The 17,001-nt window shown below is 38.5% G+C and carries 20 protein-coding genes and 1 pseudogene; 20 read left to right on the top strand and 1 reads right to left on the bottom strand.

The genetic code is table 11. The annotated features are described in order from the left end of the window. Positions 1-8 precede the first annotated feature (8 nt). The 20 genes from FFM61_RS08330 to FFM61_RS08420 all read left to right on the top strand — a co-directional run bounded on the left by FFM61_RS08330 (position 9) and on the right by FFM61_RS08420 (position 16,172). Positions 9-2,285, top strand: a complete 2,277-nt coding sequence (locus tag FFM61_RS08330; RefSeq protein WP_074427011.1) for a pLS20_p028 family conjugation system transmembrane protein — start codon at positions 9-11, stop codon at positions 2,283-2,285. Between the two features lie 19 nt (positions 2,286-2,304). Further along, positions 2,305-2,823 carry a hypothetical protein gene (locus tag FFM61_RS08335; protein WP_074427010.1) on the top strand — a complete coding sequence of 173 codons (519 nt, stop codon included), beginning with the start codon at positions 2,305-2,307 and terminating at the stop codon, positions 2,821-2,823. A gap of 371 nt (positions 2,824-3,194) precedes the next feature. Next, positions 3,195-4,448: a peptidoglycan bridge formation glycyltransferase FemA/FemB family protein gene (locus FFM61_RS08340; protein ID WP_170176043.1), complete on the top strand. Its 1,254-nt coding sequence runs from the start codon at positions 3,195-3,197 to the stop codon at positions 4,446-4,448. A 264-nt stretch (positions 4,449-4,712) separates the two neighbouring features. Further along, on the top strand, positions 4,713-5,051 hold the full coding sequence (locus FFM61_RS08345) for a hypothetical protein (protein WP_063067207.1): 339 nt from the start codon (positions 4,713-4,715) through the stop codon (positions 5,049-5,051). Then, on the top strand, positions 5,052-5,696 hold the full coding sequence (locus tag FFM61_RS08350; RefSeq protein WP_074427009.1) for a hypothetical protein: 645 nt from the start codon (positions 5,052-5,054) through the stop codon (positions 5,694-5,696). Between the two features lie 18 nt (positions 5,697-5,714). Further along, entirely contained in the window at positions 5,715-7,667 is a 1,953-nt protein-coding gene (locus tag FFM61_RS08355) for a putative type IV secretion/conjugal transfer ATPase (RefSeq protein ID WP_137604629.1), read from the top strand. A 1-nt stretch (position 7,668) separates the two neighbouring features. Continuing rightward, positions 7,669-7,893 (top strand): hypothetical protein, encoded by a 225-nt coding sequence (locus tag FFM61_RS08360; protein WP_063067210.1) that lies wholly within the window; start codon positions 7,669-7,671, stop codon positions 7,891-7,893. A gap of 3 nt (positions 7,894-7,896) precedes the next feature. Continuing rightward, positions 7,897-9,126 carry a phage tail tip lysozyme gene (locus FFM61_RS08365; RefSeq protein ID WP_074427008.1) on the top strand — a complete coding sequence of 410 codons (1,230 nt, stop codon included), beginning with the start codon at positions 7,897-7,899 and terminating at the stop codon, positions 9,124-9,126. 7 nt (positions 9,127-9,133) lie between these two features. Beyond that, on the top strand, positions 9,134-9,541 hold the full coding sequence (locus tag FFM61_RS08370) for a thioredoxin family protein (RefSeq protein ID WP_074427007.1): 408 nt from the start codon (positions 9,134-9,136) through the stop codon (positions 9,539-9,541). Between the two features lie 6 nt (positions 9,542-9,547). Further along, positions 9,548-10,135 carry a hypothetical protein gene (locus FFM61_RS08375; RefSeq protein WP_074427006.1) on the top strand — a complete coding sequence of 196 codons (588 nt, stop codon included), beginning with the start codon at positions 9,548-9,550 and terminating at the stop codon, positions 10,133-10,135. Continuing rightward, a complete protein-coding gene (locus FFM61_RS09000; RefSeq protein WP_168388696.1) occupies positions 10,107-10,253 on the top strand; it encodes a hypothetical protein in 147 nt (48 codons plus the stop codon). The genes FFM61_RS08375 and FFM61_RS09000 overlap by 29 nt, the downstream gene beginning before the upstream one ends. 84 nt (positions 10,254-10,337) lie before the next feature. Continuing rightward, complete coding sequence (locus tag FFM61_RS08380; protein ID WP_074427005.1) at positions 10,338-10,706, top strand: hypothetical protein; 369 nt, start codon at positions 10,338-10,340, stop codon at positions 10,704-10,706. A 27-nt stretch (positions 10,707-10,733) separates the two neighbouring features. After that, the gene (locus tag FFM61_RS08385) at positions 10,734-11,036 is read left to right on the top strand and encodes a hypothetical protein (RefSeq protein ID WP_074427004.1); all 303 of its coding nucleotides are present in this window, start codon (positions 10,734-10,736) and stop codon (positions 11,034-11,036) included. Positions 11,037-11,218: 182 nt separating this feature from the next. Continuing rightward, positions 11,219-11,590 carry a hypothetical protein gene (locus tag FFM61_RS08390; protein ID WP_137604630.1) on the top strand — a complete coding sequence of 124 codons (372 nt, stop codon included), beginning with the start codon at positions 11,219-11,221 and terminating at the stop codon, positions 11,588-11,590. A 31-nt stretch (positions 11,591-11,621) separates the two neighbouring features. Beyond that, the gene (locus tag FFM61_RS08395; protein WP_074427001.1) at positions 11,622-13,148 is read left to right on the top strand and encodes a hypothetical protein; all 1,527 of its coding nucleotides are present in this window, start codon (positions 11,622-11,624) and stop codon (positions 13,146-13,148) included. A gap of 1 nt (position 13,149) precedes the next feature. Further along, positions 13,150-13,461, top strand: a complete 312-nt coding sequence (locus tag FFM61_RS08400) for a hypothetical protein (RefSeq protein WP_074427000.1) — start codon at positions 13,150-13,152, stop codon at positions 13,459-13,461. A gap of 122 nt (positions 13,462-13,583) precedes the next feature. After that, entirely contained in the window at positions 13,584-13,853 is a 270-nt protein-coding gene (locus FFM61_RS08405) for a hypothetical protein (RefSeq protein WP_074426999.1), read from the top strand. Then, entirely contained in the window at positions 13,846-14,040 is a 195-nt protein-coding gene (locus FFM61_RS08410; protein ID WP_074426998.1) for a hypothetical protein, read from the top strand. Before FFM61_RS08405 ends, FFM61_RS08410 begins: the two co-directional genes overlap by 8 nt. Before the next feature lie 70 nt (positions 14,041-14,110). After that, complete coding sequence (locus tag FFM61_RS08415; RefSeq protein ID WP_074426997.1) at positions 14,111-14,572, top strand: GNAT family N-acetyltransferase; 462 nt, start codon at positions 14,111-14,113, stop codon at positions 14,570-14,572. Positions 14,573-15,071: 499 nt separating this feature from the next. After that, complete coding sequence (locus tag FFM61_RS08420) at positions 15,072-16,172, top strand: IS30 family transposase (RefSeq protein WP_137604631.1); 1,101 nt, start codon at positions 15,072-15,074, stop codon at positions 16,170-16,172. A gap of 554 nt (positions 16,173-16,726) precedes the next feature. On the opposite strand, the pseudogene FFM61_RS09005 reads toward FFM61_RS08420, so the two are convergent. After that, positions 16,727-17,001 (bottom strand): annotated as a pseudogene (locus FFM61_RS09005) (MFS transporter); the annotation flags it as partial.

Below are 17,001 nucleotides of genomic sequence, written 5' to 3' on the forward strand. Positions count from 1 at the left end.
GAACAAACATGATTGGATTGGTACCACTACCAGCAAGTGGCCCCACAAATGCGTTTTATGAATCATGGGCCGATTATTTACAACCAAAATCACGCATGTTTTTGTCAGTTTTACAGATGATGTGTCAAGGGATTGCTGATTTGTGTTATGACTTAGCAAACGCCGTACTAACCGCCTGGCATGCAGCTTGGAAACTAATGGATTTTAGTAGTCTATTTACCAAAGCCGATGGTTCAGGACAAGATATGTCCGGATACGGATTAACCCAGTATATTGGTATTTTCTTTATGATCGGGATTATTATTTTAGCTTTGATGTTGGCAATTCAAGTGATTCAATTTAATTTAACTTCCGGTCGTCGAGGTAAAGAATGGCCAGCCGGTATTGTAACAGCGGTGATTATCATTGCAATGGTCCCACTACTTATTTCAGGTGGTACCCAGGTCGCTAAAAGTATGAATACGGAACTTTTAGGTGGTACCAGTACAACGGATGTTCGGTCAGGGAGTCATAGTATTTTGACCGATATTTGGAAAAATAACTCTGTTGATCTTAAAAAGGTGGCCCAGGCTAATTTCAATGTGGATGATAAAAAAATTCATGATTATAGCCCAATTCAAAAAAATTCATCCAATGCGATTGTTAAGTCATCCATCTTTACGGATACTATTGATGACGATGCCAAAAGGGGTATGAAGGATAAGGCTAAAGATGTTTTTGCGAATAAACAAGGAGAAAGCTCAATCAAGAAAGTCGATAAAGGCGGTTGGTTAAAAGGGACTGAAGAAGTCTACCCACGGGTGAAAGTAAACTGGATTGGCATTATTGCAGCAGAGATTGTCTTTGCGATTGTCGGATTCTTAGCAATTATTGAACTAATTGTGCGCTTCTTCCGGTTAGCTTATTATTCACTAACCTTACTAGCATTAGCCTTTCGCGATATGGAAGGTAAAAAGGCGATGCAAATTCTGCATGTGATGGAAGGCAGTATCTTAGGCATGGCTTTGTTGCCTTTAAATTTGGTTTTATTCTTTGCTTTCGTACAGTGGGGTATGATAGCAATTAACGATCAAAATCTCTCTTGGGGACCTTATACTGTGGTAAGCGTGGCGTTATTGTTAGCTGCCGGTAAAGGGTTGTTATCAGGATTTGCTTTGATTGACGACTGGGCGGGTATGCCAACGGGTCATGGTGGCACGGCTAGTGGCCTCATTGGTGCCGTTGCGGCCACCGCAGGTGTTGGTCGTGCATCCAAAGGATTGGCTGGATCGGCCGTGCGGACAGCGGGTGCTGTTGGACATGGTGTTGCCAAAGGTGGTCAAAAAGCAATGGCTGGTGGTCAGAAAGTTGCTAGTGGTGCCCAGGCTATGAAGGAAAAAGTTAGTCAAGCTGGTAAACGTGGTAATGCAACACAGCAAGCAGTACAAGGTGGTGCCAGTGGTGGTCAAGGTCAACAAACAGCTACATCGGCAAATAGTCTTGGGACAAGCGGTTTGCCAATTAATGCAGCTGCTAGTGGACCAAATACCAGTGCAGATCACCCTGAAACAGCTAGTCAAGCAGCCGGAGCGACGACTACCGGTGCCAATACCACTAGTGATACGCAAGCGGTACCTGGTACCAGCGGATCACGAACACCAGCACAAGCACATAATCCCGGTACACAACCAGGGCGAGCAATCAGTGGTAATGCAGGTACCATGGCGCAAACTAACCAGCCAACCGGTGATCAACCTGAAAATGGCGGTGTAGTAGGTTCTGGTAACACAGCAACGGGTGGACAACCAGGGCTTATCTTACCGAATAATGTGGCAAATAGCAGTGGTTCAAGCGAATCGCCACAAGCTTCTGTCACTAGTCGTAATGGTAGTCAAGCAGCTGCAAGACCGGTAGTTAACCCACCAAAAACGACACCAATGCCGTCAGCTACTGGACGTCAAAGTGTTCAATCACAGCCGATGGGTTCATTTAATGGTTCAACGGTTGCACCAACAAGCACTAGTTCGCCAGCAATGCCTAATCAGCAATCAAGTCAGATGCAACAACCACAGCCTAATCCAACGCCGGTACAACCAGTTAATTCAGTGGGAACTAATCGCCAACCAATTAATAATCAAGGGGTAACTTCGCAGCGGACAACTAGTCAACGAGGTACTGTTCAGCCAACTAACCGAGTGCAAACAAACCAACGCGCAACCAATAACACGTATAATAATCTGCAAAAGGAAGTGAAACAAGATCTAAGACAGGTTTATCCCCGAAAAGATAATCCACAACGTTCATAGAACCAGTCGGAGGTAAAACATGAATACAAAAATTAAATGGCTAATTAGTCTAATTGCAGCAGCTGTTGTTGTCGCTGGTGGTGTTTCATATGGTATCTATAAACACAATCAACCTTTATCAGATGAGGCTTTTAACAAATTGGAAATTGATAAGCAGTTTGAAAAGACACCAGCTGGACATTATATACATTTACGCAAGGATGATCCCACACTATATCGGACGACTTGGTCAGCAAAACAAATAAAAAATTACTTTTTTAATAAATATAATATAGGAGTTAAAACTAGAGCTGACGGAACAACCGCAGAAAAAACTAAATTAGGAACTAATCACTTGTTTGACAACAATCGTTTAGTTGATAAACAACAAGGTTATGGAGGAATTGGTCGTATTTATCATGAAACTTACGGTAACAATAAATTTAATTCGGGAATAACATATTACTCTGACTCGGTTTATAACTGGTACTTTAAGAGTCCAGAACAAGCACAAAAGGATCCTGACGTGAAGGAAAATGTAAATCAATTAGTCCGGTAATTGTACAGTTTATTTCATTACTCGTAAAAAAATTAGTAACCAAAAGTAGTTTGTTTAAACGGAAAATACGTATATATGTAAGATACAAGTCTAAGAACCTGTGCTACAAAGCACTTAGTTCTTAGGCTTTTTTGAATATGAGATGATTTTTTCCTTATATATTAAGTAGTTATCTTATATCTTAGTGCTGGATTTCCTATCACTTTACAGTAATGAAAATTATTTATTAGAGTAACTTTAGTCACCAAACAGTTTAAATTTTCATTGAATTTTTTAAGCTATTTTAGTTTCAGTGAATCATGGTGTACAATTAATATTGTTTACAAATATGTATTATTATCAATAAATATAGGATGGGTTTTCGAAAAATTATGAAGTTTAAAGAACTAGATAGTCAATTAGACCAATGGGAAGAGTTTGTGGAAACTAATGAGTTAGGGAACTTTGGTCAAAGTAGTTTTCAATTTGAATTATTGTTAAGTAGAGGTCGTAAAGCAAAAGTATTTGGTGTTGTGAACGATACAGACGAAATTCTTGCGGGGGGGGTCGTTAATTGGGACCCAACAAAATTAGGTTATAAGTATTCATTAGATTACGGACCAATTGTAAAGGATTGGGCCGATAAGGATGCTTTGCAATGTTTTTTTGATGGTTTAGTACAGTATGCTAAACATAATAAAGGGTTGTATTTAAGTGTGTCGCCAAATGCGATTTATCAAGAATTCGACAATGATGGCCAACCAATTTGTACACCTAAAAAGCAAATTCTTGATACGATGTGTAGTTTAGGGTTCACACATGAACCATTTAAGTATGGGATGCAAGATACTGGAGTGACAGTTTGGCAATATGTGAAAAAGATTGATGGTCAAACATACACGGAAATATCAAAGAGCTACCATAAGATGGCCAAGCAGTATTTAAAGAAGAATAAACTCTATCAAGTTAATGTGCGTGAACTATCTAGAGAAGAATTACCAATGTTTAAACAAATTATTGATGATACGGCTGAACGTCGGCATTTCTTGAGTAAAGATTTAATTTATTTTGAAACAGCGTATGATAAATTCCAGGATCGGATTAAGTTTATAGTAGCAGAAGTATGCTTCTCGAAGTATATTCAAGTTGCGACCGATAAACTGGAAAAGGCCAACCGTGATATTGATAAGTTACAGCAGAAACGTGAGACAGCTGCTAATAAAACGCGTATTGATAAACAACTTAGTGAATTATTTAAACAAAGGGAAAATCATAAAGTACGCATTGAACATGGTAAGCAAATGCGGATTCACGCAGGAAAAGATGTAATTCCAGTTGCTGCGGCTATGTTCATCATTATGCCACAAGAGACGGATTATTTATTCTCGGGGTCATATGAAGAATATAGTGAGTTTTATGCGCCTTACCAGATTCAAGATTATATGTTACAAATTTCGCAAAAATTAGGAGTTAAAACATATAATTTCTTGGGTATTGACGGTAAATTTGACGGCACCGATGGTGTTTTAAAGTTTAAGACGCAATTTGAGGGTGTCGCACAGCAATTGATTGGTACTTTTGACATACCAGTAAATAAATTTAAATATAATGTGTATATTAAACTGAAAAAATTAATCGCAAGATAGTGAAAATTTATTATGTTTTTTGACAAACCTAGCCTTAAAATAATGTAATGGAAGATGTTTTGTGGTGATTATACTATTACATAGTTGTAATATTCATTTGGGTAAAATTTAAAACAGAGCGTTCAACGTAACTTTATGTTGAACGCTTTTTTTGTGCAAAATTGTTCCTATTTTTCTTTGGGACACTTTTACATAGGCTTTTAAAAATTCGTTACGATATCGGTAGTTAATCAAAGAAATAAATTATTGAAAGGTGGCATTTTTATGCAAGGTTACAATTATCGTGAATTTTCACCAGGTAACAATATCTGGCAAAAACAACCTCGATTGCTATTTTTAAATTTTGAACGACTCGCCGTACTGGGGGGCTTCTTCCTCTTTACGTACATCATGCTCTCCAAAGCATTTTCTTATCAATTTACTTTTTCCAAAGGCTTTTTTCTGGTGGTTATGGTCGTGACTGCAATTTATGCGATTCTACCAGCACCCAGTAACCCCAATAGTTTAGTGATTGATGAAGTGTTTGTGCGTGGTCCTAAAACCGTGAGTTCACAAAGTCTTCATGGGTCGATGAAATGTATGCCACTGGAGAAGGAGGATTAAATGGGATTCAAAAAAGCCAAAAAGCAAAAATTTTCTCTCAAGCAACTTGCCGAATTACGCCGGCCGCAAGTCGGTGTTTTAGATTTATTGCCGTTTAAACGATTCGAAGGTGACGATAACTTGTTAGTGTTAGCAGGTGAAAACAAACAAGATGTTGGCTATATGGATATGTTAACGATTTATGGGAAGGATTTAGATTTCGTTTATGGGGTCGGTTCTGAAAGGGCTTCTAATATTATTCGAGATTATCATTTACTGCTCAATACGTTTACCAGTGATTTTGATATTATCATCACACGAATGGCAGCCGAAACAACGATTCAACAACGGGCTTGGTTAGCTAATCGGCAAGCGATTGATCAAGAAATGGCACAGACTACTGATCAACGTCGTTACCGTCAACTACAACTGCGTTATCAATTAGTTACACGCCAAATAGAAAGTTTACGACATGTAGCAGAAAACGTGAAGCACCAAAGTTATACGGCGTTTATTTACGGGGAGTCCGCAGCCGAAACCCGGACCGCCAGAGAAATCTTTATGAATTCCGGCGGACGGGCAATCACAGCTCAACCAATGTCATTAGATAAAAAAAAGACGATGTTGCAAATCTTACAAGATCCAACACAACAACTAAATCAATAGCTAAAAAGGAGGCTCCTTATGAAACGCAGTGTTGCGGCTAAATTACGCAATCAAGGGTATGACTTAGATTTAATCTGGCAGGTTCAAAATCCGAGTCCAACTATTTACCATTCAGATTATATTCATTTTGGTAATGGAGTCGGCACCATCGTGACGATTTATGATTATCCCAAAGAAACCCAACAACAAATGTGGTTCCGTAATCTGCTGGATACGGATAACACGATTACGATTCTTAAAGTGGGTACCGAAAGTCGTGCCAAAGTAGAAAAAGCCTTGCAAGACGCAGCTAATGCTAACAATGCAATTTTAGGAGATAAATGGCAAAATGACCAACGCAAGTTGTTGGCTAGCAATGAATACCAACAAAATATGGCCGATTTAAACGATGCGTTGAATGGCCAAGAAATTTATAAGCGTTTGTATGTCCGCGTGTTATTTACGGAACGTACGATTGAAAAATTACGCACAAAACTAGACGCCTTCCGCCAACGGTTGAGTAACTATAAATCAATGGTTTATGCCGGTGAAATGGCTAACCACATGCGTCAATTCTTTGTACCTGCAATGAAAGTACAAGATTTAGCGTTGAAAGATAAGGGTTTTCCGATGAAATCTTACTCATTGGCGGGTACCTATGCCTTTAATCAAACGTTTTTGGCAGACGCGCGTGGTGCAAACTTGGCTACGACGTTTCAAGGTGGCGAAGTGACATTTGACCCGAGCCACTCTGATGGTAAACACCGCACAACGGCTTATAACTTAATCATTGGTGACGCCGGTTCAGGAAAATCAACCTGGATGCATCAACAATTAGATCCACTCTTTGCCCGTGGTGATACGATTTGGTTATTTGATCGGACCCGTCGCTATTTCCCACATATTCAACAATTAGGGGGACTGATTTTAACGATGGATGGTTCCCAAAATCGGGTTAATATCCTGCATGTCTTCGGGACGGTCCTAGATGAAAATGGCCAAATTGATGTGATTAATTCTTTCTTACAACACTTAGAAAAAGTCAAAACGTATTATGCCACGTTAAATCCTGAAGCAGGTGTTGGTGAATTAAATCTATTCATGGATGAATTACGTCGCTTTTATATCGAAGATCAAGAAATGTGGTCATATTCACCAGAAGATCACCCAGAAGAATTACGGATTATTGGTTTGGATGCCAATGCTTATCCGACGTTAGAAACATTTATCAGTTATCTGCAAGCGCGTCTGTTGAATGCTCGTGATTTTACGGGGAATAATCGGGAACGCCTAGATAACATTGTGATGGTCCTTAATAATCTATTAAACCAGTATGGTTCAAAGGTTAATGGGCATACAAACGTTCCTGATTTATCAAATGAACAACTTATCATGTTCGATACTGCTGGGATGTCCGAATGGGACCCCAAGGTTTATGCAGCCCAGTATTTTAGTATTATGTCCTTGATGAATTCCTATGTCGTGATGAATGGGTATGAACAACTTGCACGTGAACAGCGTGGTGAGTTCACCAAAGAAACCGTCGCAGATGGTACAGCAGCTCCTAAATATTTTTGGTGGATTCAGGATGAAGCGGATGACGTCATCAATTATACGAATCCATTAGGCATTTCCTTTGCCGACAAAATGATGCAACAGCAACGTAAGAATTATTTTGGCTTGTTTATGATTTTCCCAGGACTTAAAAACGTGTTACCAACAGGACAACAACAAGATTCAGAAGAAGCCCGTGCCATGACCGATTTTTTCAATCGTTTTCAAAATCATCACATTGGACGGTTACCAGAAGATGATAAAAACCGTTATGCCAACGTGACGAGTCGTTCAGATGCCACGCCGGATCAATTAAATACGTTACCAATGCTGCAAGTAGGACAATTTCTATTAATCTTACGTGGTTTCCAGTCCATCTTTATTACGGCTTATCGACCAACCGATGATGAACTACGGATGTATGGTGGGGGTATCTAATATGAGTAAACAAGAAAAGAAACCAGCAGTCAGTCGTTTGCATCGCTACAAGACTAGTACGATTCGTGCAGATGTAGAACGTGATTACCAGCACTATAAGGAGACTGGCGAGTGGCCTAAAAAAGATCCAGCTGTGGTGAAACGCACACTGCGCTTATTATTAATCACCCTCGTGATTTTCTTAGTGTTGGGCATTATGCTGTTGCTGCAAGCGATTGGGGGTTAGCTGATGAAAAGAGCCATCACAATTTGGTTTTGGGTTAAAGTTTTAATTCCGGTACTACTTGTTTTACTGGGTTTGTTTTTCTTTTTTCTGGTGGTCATTAACTTATTAGCCGGTGGCGGCGGTGATGATAGTAGCGTCTGTTACACCAGCAATAACGATACACCGTCCGGTGCAGGCATTGGGGGTGATTGGAAAGACAGTAAGTCCAATACCCACAAAGCAATGCAAACCGCAGCTGATAAATTTAAAAATGAGCTCCATATGAGTGGTGATAACATTGCCGCTGCGTTAGCCATTGGTTTGCGTGAAAGTCAATTCAATCCCAAAGCTGTTAATCCCAGCGGTCAAGTGAAAGGAATTTGGCAATGGGGTGCCGGTAATGTGAATGGTAACCGGTATAAAGATACGCAAGACAATGTGGATAGTCAAATCAACTTAGCCATTAAAGAATTGAAAACAACGCATGCAGCGACGTTATCGGATATGCACAATGCTGACTTAACCCACTCACTGGAAGCCTGGGACGTGCATTTTGAAGGTGTTGCTGCTTCTGATCCGCAACGAAAAGTCACGGAAACCTTAGCCACGGCGCAAAAGGTCAAAAAAATTTTTAAGTTAGATTTTTCTGGCAATTTAACAGATTTAACGGGTGGTGATTCAAACACGGCTCAAGGTGGGGCAACCTTAAATCCAAATAATTGCCCACCTGCAACGGGGACGAGTTCTGGTTTACCAATTAAAGGACAGTACAATATCACCGGTGGGTATCCCAATTACCAAGGTGCCGGCGGTAGCCCACATTATGGGGTGGATTTCCAATCGGTCGGCGCAAAGGAAACGGGTGATTCCAGCAACGTTTATGCCGTTGCTGACGGTAAGGTGTATGCCAAAACCTCGGATTCAACCGGTGGTAATTATGTCGTGATTAAAAATAATGATGGCAGTTATACCTATTACGGTCACGCACCTTCACAAAGTGCCATCGTCGTTAATAAAGGGGATACCGTCCATAAAGGGCAACATATTTCACACCAAGGACAAACTGGATTAGCAACAGGTGTGCACGTGCATTTCGGTGTCAACAAAAAGAAGCCGGCCTTTGCCCCACAATCTGATGGTTTAGTTAGTGGTGGTGATTATCTATCAAAGGTACCCCGCAAAGCGGTCCCAGCTAAAGGCCAAACCGTACCTGCCGGACCATTTTCAACGGATCAAACCAAGGACAAAAAGTAGGTGAATGATGAAAGTTAAACAATATGCAAAAACAATTGTCGTCTTATTAGCCAGTCTAGCAATTGCAGCTGGTGGATATTGGACCTGGCAGAACTACACTTACCATGACACCAAGCAACCGCAACAAATTTTACGGCAACAACAAACAACGCAAGATGACGTTGTGTTGATTTTCCACAAAACCGGTTGTCCCAACTGTCAGCAAGTCGTCCGCCAAGTCAATCGAACGATTAAACAAGGCCAAGCCGATCATTATGTGATTGTCGACACGAAAGACTCAAAATTATATCAAAAATACAACGTCATTGAAGTGCCAACTGCGATTCATTTAAGAGGTGGTCAAGAAGTAGCGCGGTACTCGGGGGCCAATAATCCCCAACGATTGACAAAAGTTATTAAAGCAATAAAGGAGTAAAGGTTGATGGATAAACCAAAGCTATATCGCGGCCTAGTCAAATTGGTTTTAGGATTAAGTGTTCTCTTTGCCGGGTTAGCGATTATCTACTGGCAGCAACAAACCAAACAACAACAGACTACGCATAATCAAATACAACAAGTGCAAAAGAAACAACGAGCGACGCAAAAACAACAGCAAAAGCAAGAAAAATTGGTTAATGATGCCATTTATCAAAAACGGACGGTAGCTTTTTTAGACCGTGCCTTAGCCAGTGCAACTAAGAAAGGTGATATTACTGCCAAAGATGAGACCTATGGTAATGCTGATGCTTATACGGCGATTCAAGCATTGGCTGGTATGAATAGCGGTATGAAACTAACCCAGCATGATTTGCATTTTAACAAAATGGCCGATGGCGAAATTGTCGGTGATGGTCAGATTGAAATTGAAGCTTTTGGTATTTCGGATGATAGAAAAGCGAAAACCCGGCATATGAAAGCAAAATTTACGGTGTTAGTCACATTAAGTAAATACCAGCAGCAATTACGCGTCGAAGATATTCAATTAGGAGAGGTGAAAGCAAGTGAGAACGCCAACGACACAACCTACTAAGCGCTTTTATTTTATTTGGGGTGGCTTGAGCGTGGTGGCAATTGTTATCGGTTTTGTTTTTATTTTCATGGGTGCCAATCAAAAAGCAACACAAACCGAACAACAAGACCACTTATAGCAGCAACAAACGCAGCAAAAGTTATCCAAATTTGAACGGGAACGCCCCCTATATAGTCAAACAGAAAAACGATTGGATACCTTTATGAGCGCTTACTTTAATTACGATGACCAAAAAGGTTATAATCATCGTCGTAAAGCAGCCAAAAAAGTGGTCAGTCAGGCTGTGTATGATAATCGAAAATTATTCAAAGAAGATAAGTACAGTAAAACCCGTCAATTAGGCTTACAGTCAACTTTTGTAAAAAATCAAATTATCCCGACAAAAATTACTGATCAACAATTAGAAGCTACGGTTTATACAACACAAAGATTGAATTTTGAAGATGAAGATGGCAAAGACACGGTGAAAGTCTTTCAGATAACGTATGATGGTGAGACTAATAAATTAGTGAAAATTGAGCAACAAGGCATCTACAATATCGCTGTTGATAGCACGGAAACAGTTGATTAGCAAATGTAAATAAGAAAGGTGGCAGATATGAATTGGATACCACAACTTATGGCTGCTGGTCAGAGGGATTTAAGTAGTCCAGCTGCAAAAGAATTAGGACATGCTTTATGGCAAAATTCTGCACAGGGTCATTATATTGTTGATTATGTTAAATATTTTAGTAATCTAATTGAGTTAAGTGAATTTTTACGGGTGACACAAGTTCATTTACGTACCGCAATGGTCAAAGCTGATCAACATGGTAGCCGTCAATTTAGAATGAATGATCATATTATTCGATTTAATAATAATGAGGGTTATCAGTCTTTTTTAAAACCTAAAAATTTCTAAAAGACTTAGGTAATTAGATTTTAAGGAGCAACCGTTCACTTGGTATTTTGTACTGCCAAGTTGAACGGTTGTTCTTTTTAGTTTAAAAATTTCTTTGGGACACTTTTACATAGACTTTCAAAAATTCGTTACGATAGGGTTGCAATAGGGATAGTGACAATAATTTTTTTGGAGGTCACATTATGACAACAGTAACAAAACCTTGGTCACGAGGATTAACCGCAACCGCTCTTAATGCTGGGACGGCTTTATTGGTCAGCAGTCAAGCCACTTTAATTCATGCTGCTGCACTAGAAGAAACTGCTAAGAATACCGGAAGTAAGGTTATTACTTTCTTAATTCTACTAACAGTTGTTTTAGGGGCGATTGGGGCTGCTTTAGGAATTGCTATGATGGCATCAGGTAATCAAATGCTACATGCTTCTGGTACCAAAAAGGTGATGATTGGTTTAGCCAGCATCGTTGGCATTTTATGCTTAGGTTTGGGGGTTACCTGGATTGTTCAAACCGTTACCAGTGCTGGTGGTGGCTTTACTTGGCAATGGCCATTTTAAAGGAACAAATTAACTCGAAAGGAGGTCAGATATGCCCTGGTTGAAAACAAGAAAACGACCATCGATTGATTTAGGCGCTTATCGGGCACAGATTGTTAAATCTAACTTGGATCGTGAAAATCCATTAATCAAAAATATCATTGCAGAAACCGGTCAAATTGCACAAACGTGGCCGAATTTAAAATTAGATGAATTAAAAGCACTGACAGAAAAATTACAACAAACCGTGGCAACGGCAACGGCTGAAGTTGTCCCGTTAGGTGACGTTAGTTTTTTAACAGTTGATCCGCAAAATCCCAAAAAGGTGGTTGAAACGGGTATCACGTGGGAAAAAGCCACTGTTAAGCCGAATATGGAAAATTTTGTTGTGGAAACGGTCAATCAAGTTTTGAATGATGAACAAGTTCGTTTAGATGATGATTTGACTTATACTGACTTAGCGGAAGCCTTAACCAGTTTTCTGGCAGCCAGTCATGATTTAGGTGGCTTTGCTTATCAAGAGTTACCAGAATTACCAAGTGAAGAAAAATATGTAGAAGCCGTAGAAAATAATCAAATTATTCATTTATTACCTAAACGTTTGATTGTTAGCGAAGCAGCACCCGTTGGCCAGCAAGCTAACGAGCAGGCAAGTAATGATGATGTGCAAGCAACACCGACGAAACCAGAAGTGAAATCATCAGAAGCTGCATCTGAATCAGTTAGTGCCACTAGTCAAGCATCATCAGAAGCAACACCTGCAGTAGTTAATGATGAATCGGTTAAAGCACAATTTGATAACAGTACGGTCACCATTGCAAGTCTGATTAAGGCTTTTGATGTGAAAACGTCGTTTTTTAAGACCGCATCAATTGATGAACAACAGGTTGTAGTTCCGGAAAGTGATAACTATGTTGATGTGATGATGGCACGGGAAACACAAGAGGCCAATACTTTCATGCAACAAACTGCTGATAAAGTGGCCGATGCTTATCGAGAAACTTTGACGCAAAACATTGCTGATGTGCATGAGGATACGCAAGCCATTGATGAGTTACTTGCGACTGATTGGCAAACCCCTGTTAAACAACAAGTGACGCAACGGCATACCAAAGATTATGGGGAACGCTTAGATAATTCACTACAAGCGTTAGAGTCCGATTATCAACAAGCTGTGGCAGATGAAGAACAACGCCATACACAAACATTAGCTAAACTTGAACAAAATTTAACGGCTGATAAAGCTAAGACCACGGAGAAATTAACAGCCGACCGTGATCAAATTATTCAGCATGAGATTGCCCAGATTATTACAACTCAAACGCAATATATTGAACAGGAAGTGCAACAATTACGCTACAATCAAGCAGAATTTAAACGCCATAAGGTGATAGATCAAATTGTCACTGGTCAAAAAGAAGCCAACGAATTGTTGACGAATACTTATCGACAATTATCAGGTGGTCTTAAAGTGCGCCGTCAAGATTTTATTCAAGAACACGAGCAGGCCCTTGGCATCCGTCAGAATTCTGACCAAGCACAAGCTGAAAAGGAACGCTTGCAAATTTGCCAATGCTGAAGTGCTTAATCTTGAGGAACGCCATGATCAACTCAAATCGGTTAGAATAGACCTAGAAGGTCAAATTGGTCAGTTGCAAGCAGAATCTTCTAAGTGGCAGTTCCGCGCTGAAACAGCACAGGAAGACTTAGAACGTGTGAAGCAACAATTGGCCACCGTTAATCAACAATATGAGCATCGCTTGCAGAGTGATCAAGTTGATTTAGCGCAGCATCAACAATTGGCACAACAAGCCCGCCAAGCAAAGTTAGCGAAGTGGTTGCATCCATTTAAAAGTCGGCAAAAAGAAACTGAACATGTCTCACAATTGTGAGCAAACCCGTCATGCCTGGTGGTCAGTTTTTAACTGAATGAGGTTCGATTCCTGATCATGATGATTGCCGAATGATCAGCAACTAATAAGACATTAAACATCAAAGGAGAGGGGGACGTAAAATGTTCTTTAAATTAAAACGATTGCAGCAACGGCTTAGTTATTATTTTGGTTATATGTGGTCATTCTTTTTTTACATTGCACCAAGTTTTATAGCAGTTGACATGTTTAATCAGGGAGAAGTAAAGTTTGGCTTAGTGTTTGTATGTTTTGGCTTTTTCATGAGTGTTTTGTGTTTTATGACCAGCCGAGAAAAGCAAAAACGTTATCATGAAACACAAGTTGCACTTGCTGAACTTGATGAAAAAATTCGAAAGACAGGTTATGAATGAGTACCGTATCCTAGCTGAGAAGCCTAGCCAAGCACGTGCATATGTTGAGGCTTTTCAACACAATACTAAGAAACCGGTTTACTTTGAAGTAAGTGACCCGGTTTTGCCGTCACATACAACTATTACGTTAATTAGCCAAGTTGGTAAAGAACGAATCGTTATGTCAGGTAATCATCTTAGAGTATAATAAGTCTCAATTATTTAAATTAAATGAAGGAAAATAGTTACAATGATTAAACAGTGATTAAACAGTTACAATGATTAAACATAGAACATTTAAGGATCCAGACGCAGAAGAAGTTGCAAATGTAGTTAAGGAAACTATGTTAACTACCAATATAAGGGATTATTCTAAAGAATATTTAGACAATGATCTAAAAAGACTTACTGCTCAAGATTTTATAGAGAGAGCAAAATATTTACACTGCTATGTATTTATTGATAATTCAATAAACAAGATTATTGCAGTTGGTTCAATTGGTGCATATTGGGATAAAAATGATGAAAGTAGCCTGTTTAATATTTTTGTATCGCCTAAGTATCAAAGACAAGGAATTGGTAAGCAACTTATCCAAGTATTAGAACAGGACGAATATTTTACAAGAGCCAAGCGCATTGAAATTCCCGCTTCAATTACCGGTTTAGGATTTTACCAAAAAATGGGTTATTCATTTAAAAACGGTAATAGTATTTTATATCGCTTAGAAAAATTTAATTAAAAATATCTGTACAAAATCATGCCAATGGCATTAAGGTTACCAATTGAGGGAGTGACATCTTTTATATTGAAATGTTTTGCCTGTACACAAACCCACCGCTGATAGTGAATTTCTTATTTAGTAAGAGTTTAAAGAGCAAGGCTCTACATTATATTTATTAAGTACTGCTTTAACAAGGTCAGGTATTGGAATTTTAAGATAATAATGTCGTACTATCAAATAATTCAAAATTATTTCCAATTCATGATATTTTATACATTGAACAAATGGAATTTTTTGTGTAGCAAATTAAATATAGATAATTGCTTTTTTGTGCGTATTTGAGTGTTGAGAAACGCATTCTACGACCATTTTTATTGTATTAAGTGGTACCTTGTCCAGTAACGATAATTCAAATTCATCTAATAACAGTGCAATTGGAGTAATATTGCTTATTATAATTGAAATTAACCATGAAAATAGTTTAAAGAAATATGATTTAAAAGGTAGGTCAAATGTTATGAGTCAATCCATTTCGTATGAAGAACGAATAAAAATTGAACTATTGATTAAGGAAGGTTATTCATTAATTAGAATAGCTGAACGATTAAACAGAAACCGTTCATCAATCACGCGAGAAATCCGACGAGGCACTGCAGATAATAAAAAAGATAATTTACGTTATCCAACAAAATTACTGAAATCTATGTACCGTGCTCGCGATGCGCAATTTCGCGCCCAAAATCGGCGGCATCATGCTGGTAGACCTTCGTCATTGACTAATTATAAAAAACAAGTTTTACAAACAGAAATACAGCAGCATCATTTTACACCCGGTCAAGTGGTTGCAAAGCATCGGCGTTTATTTTCAAATACAACTGTGATTTATACCTGGATCAATCAGAATAAAATTCCAGGGCTATCAAACCAGGATTTGCCAATGCAAGGGAAACGGTATCGTCGTAATATAAACCGGGCATTGAATAAATACAGACGACCTTTAGCAAAAAAATATCAACGTCGTTATCGGTCTTTTCGACCGCTTGTCACACCGGAAGAAGTTGGTCAGTATATTGGACAACGACGCAGTATCAATGAGCGGCCGGCATCAATTAATCAGCGTCGTACTTTTGGTCATTGGGAAATGGATGGGGTTGAAAGCAAAAATCATCAGGGCTCCTTATTAATTACCTTTGTTGAACGTAAAACCCGTTATCAAGTAGCTATTAAAGTAAAATCCAAGAGTGCTTTGGAAATTGTGAGGGTACTTAGTCAATTTAAACATCAGTATGGTCGTTATGTGAAATCAATCACATGCGATAATGGGCACGAATTTGTGAATAGTCGTGTGGTGAAGTTTATTTTGTGTTATTTAGGGGATTTATACGTGGCCAATACTTATGCGCCGTACGAGCGAGCAACTAATGAGCGGACTAATCGAAACTTACGCGCCCGATGGTATTTTCCCAAAGGCACTTTGTTTAGTGATGTCACGCAGCAACAAGTTAACCAAGTGATCAACGAGATTAATAGTAAACCGCTGACACATGCTGTTAAGAGTCAGAAATCCCCAAATTATCTGTTTAAACGGGCAACAAGGCGCTTGAAAGTAACTGCATGAAGTAAGTTTAGTAGTTTAACAAATATCGTTGCAAAAGCCTGATAAAGCTATTTTTTAAAAACAGCATAATGAGGCTGGTTTTTGTGCGCTTAAAAAATATAAAGAGATGCAATAATTTTTAATTTTGCTAATTTAAGGACGATATATTGAAGCTGATTACTAAATTAATGTAAAAAACACAAATTTATCGTGAAAAATTGTAAAATGTCATTAAATCGTTAAAAAACTGGCTGAATACTAGCAAATCAGACTTTATAAGCGTTAAAAAAGCATCAAAATTACTTGAGTTGCATTAAATACTTGACAATACCACACCTCTTTAACTTATGATAATATATATTATGTAAACTAGAATAAGCGTGTTTTTATGAACCAATATTTTACGCTTTATTTTAGGTCATAGTCCCCTTCATGAACTGCTGTTTAATGTGATTTACTGCTGATTTATAAACAAGCAATTTTTTGATAAAAAGTTCGTTTAATTATTAATTATCAATATAAAAAATGATTATACCCGCTAAGTATAATCATTTTTTATATTATTTTGTTATATCTTATTTGTTTGCAAATCGATTAAATGGAATTTTATAGCTAGTTATAATCATAGCAATTACGAATATTAAAATATATAACGGGAAATAATTCGTTGATAAATGACCACTAATAATTCCAAATAACGGCGGCAAAAATGTTGTTCCTAAGTAACTGCTAGCCATTTGGAATCCCATAACTGACTGTGAATTATGTTCACCAAATGTTGTTGGCGTTGCATGAATTAGTGATGGAAAAATTGGTGCACAACCAAGACCAATGATTAATAATCCAATTA

The sequence above is a fragment of the Weissella hellenica genome (assembly GCF_005405545.1).
In the GTDB taxonomy this organism is placed as follows: Bacteria; Bacillota; Bacilli; order Lactobacillales; family Lactobacillaceae; genus Weissella; species Weissella hellenica.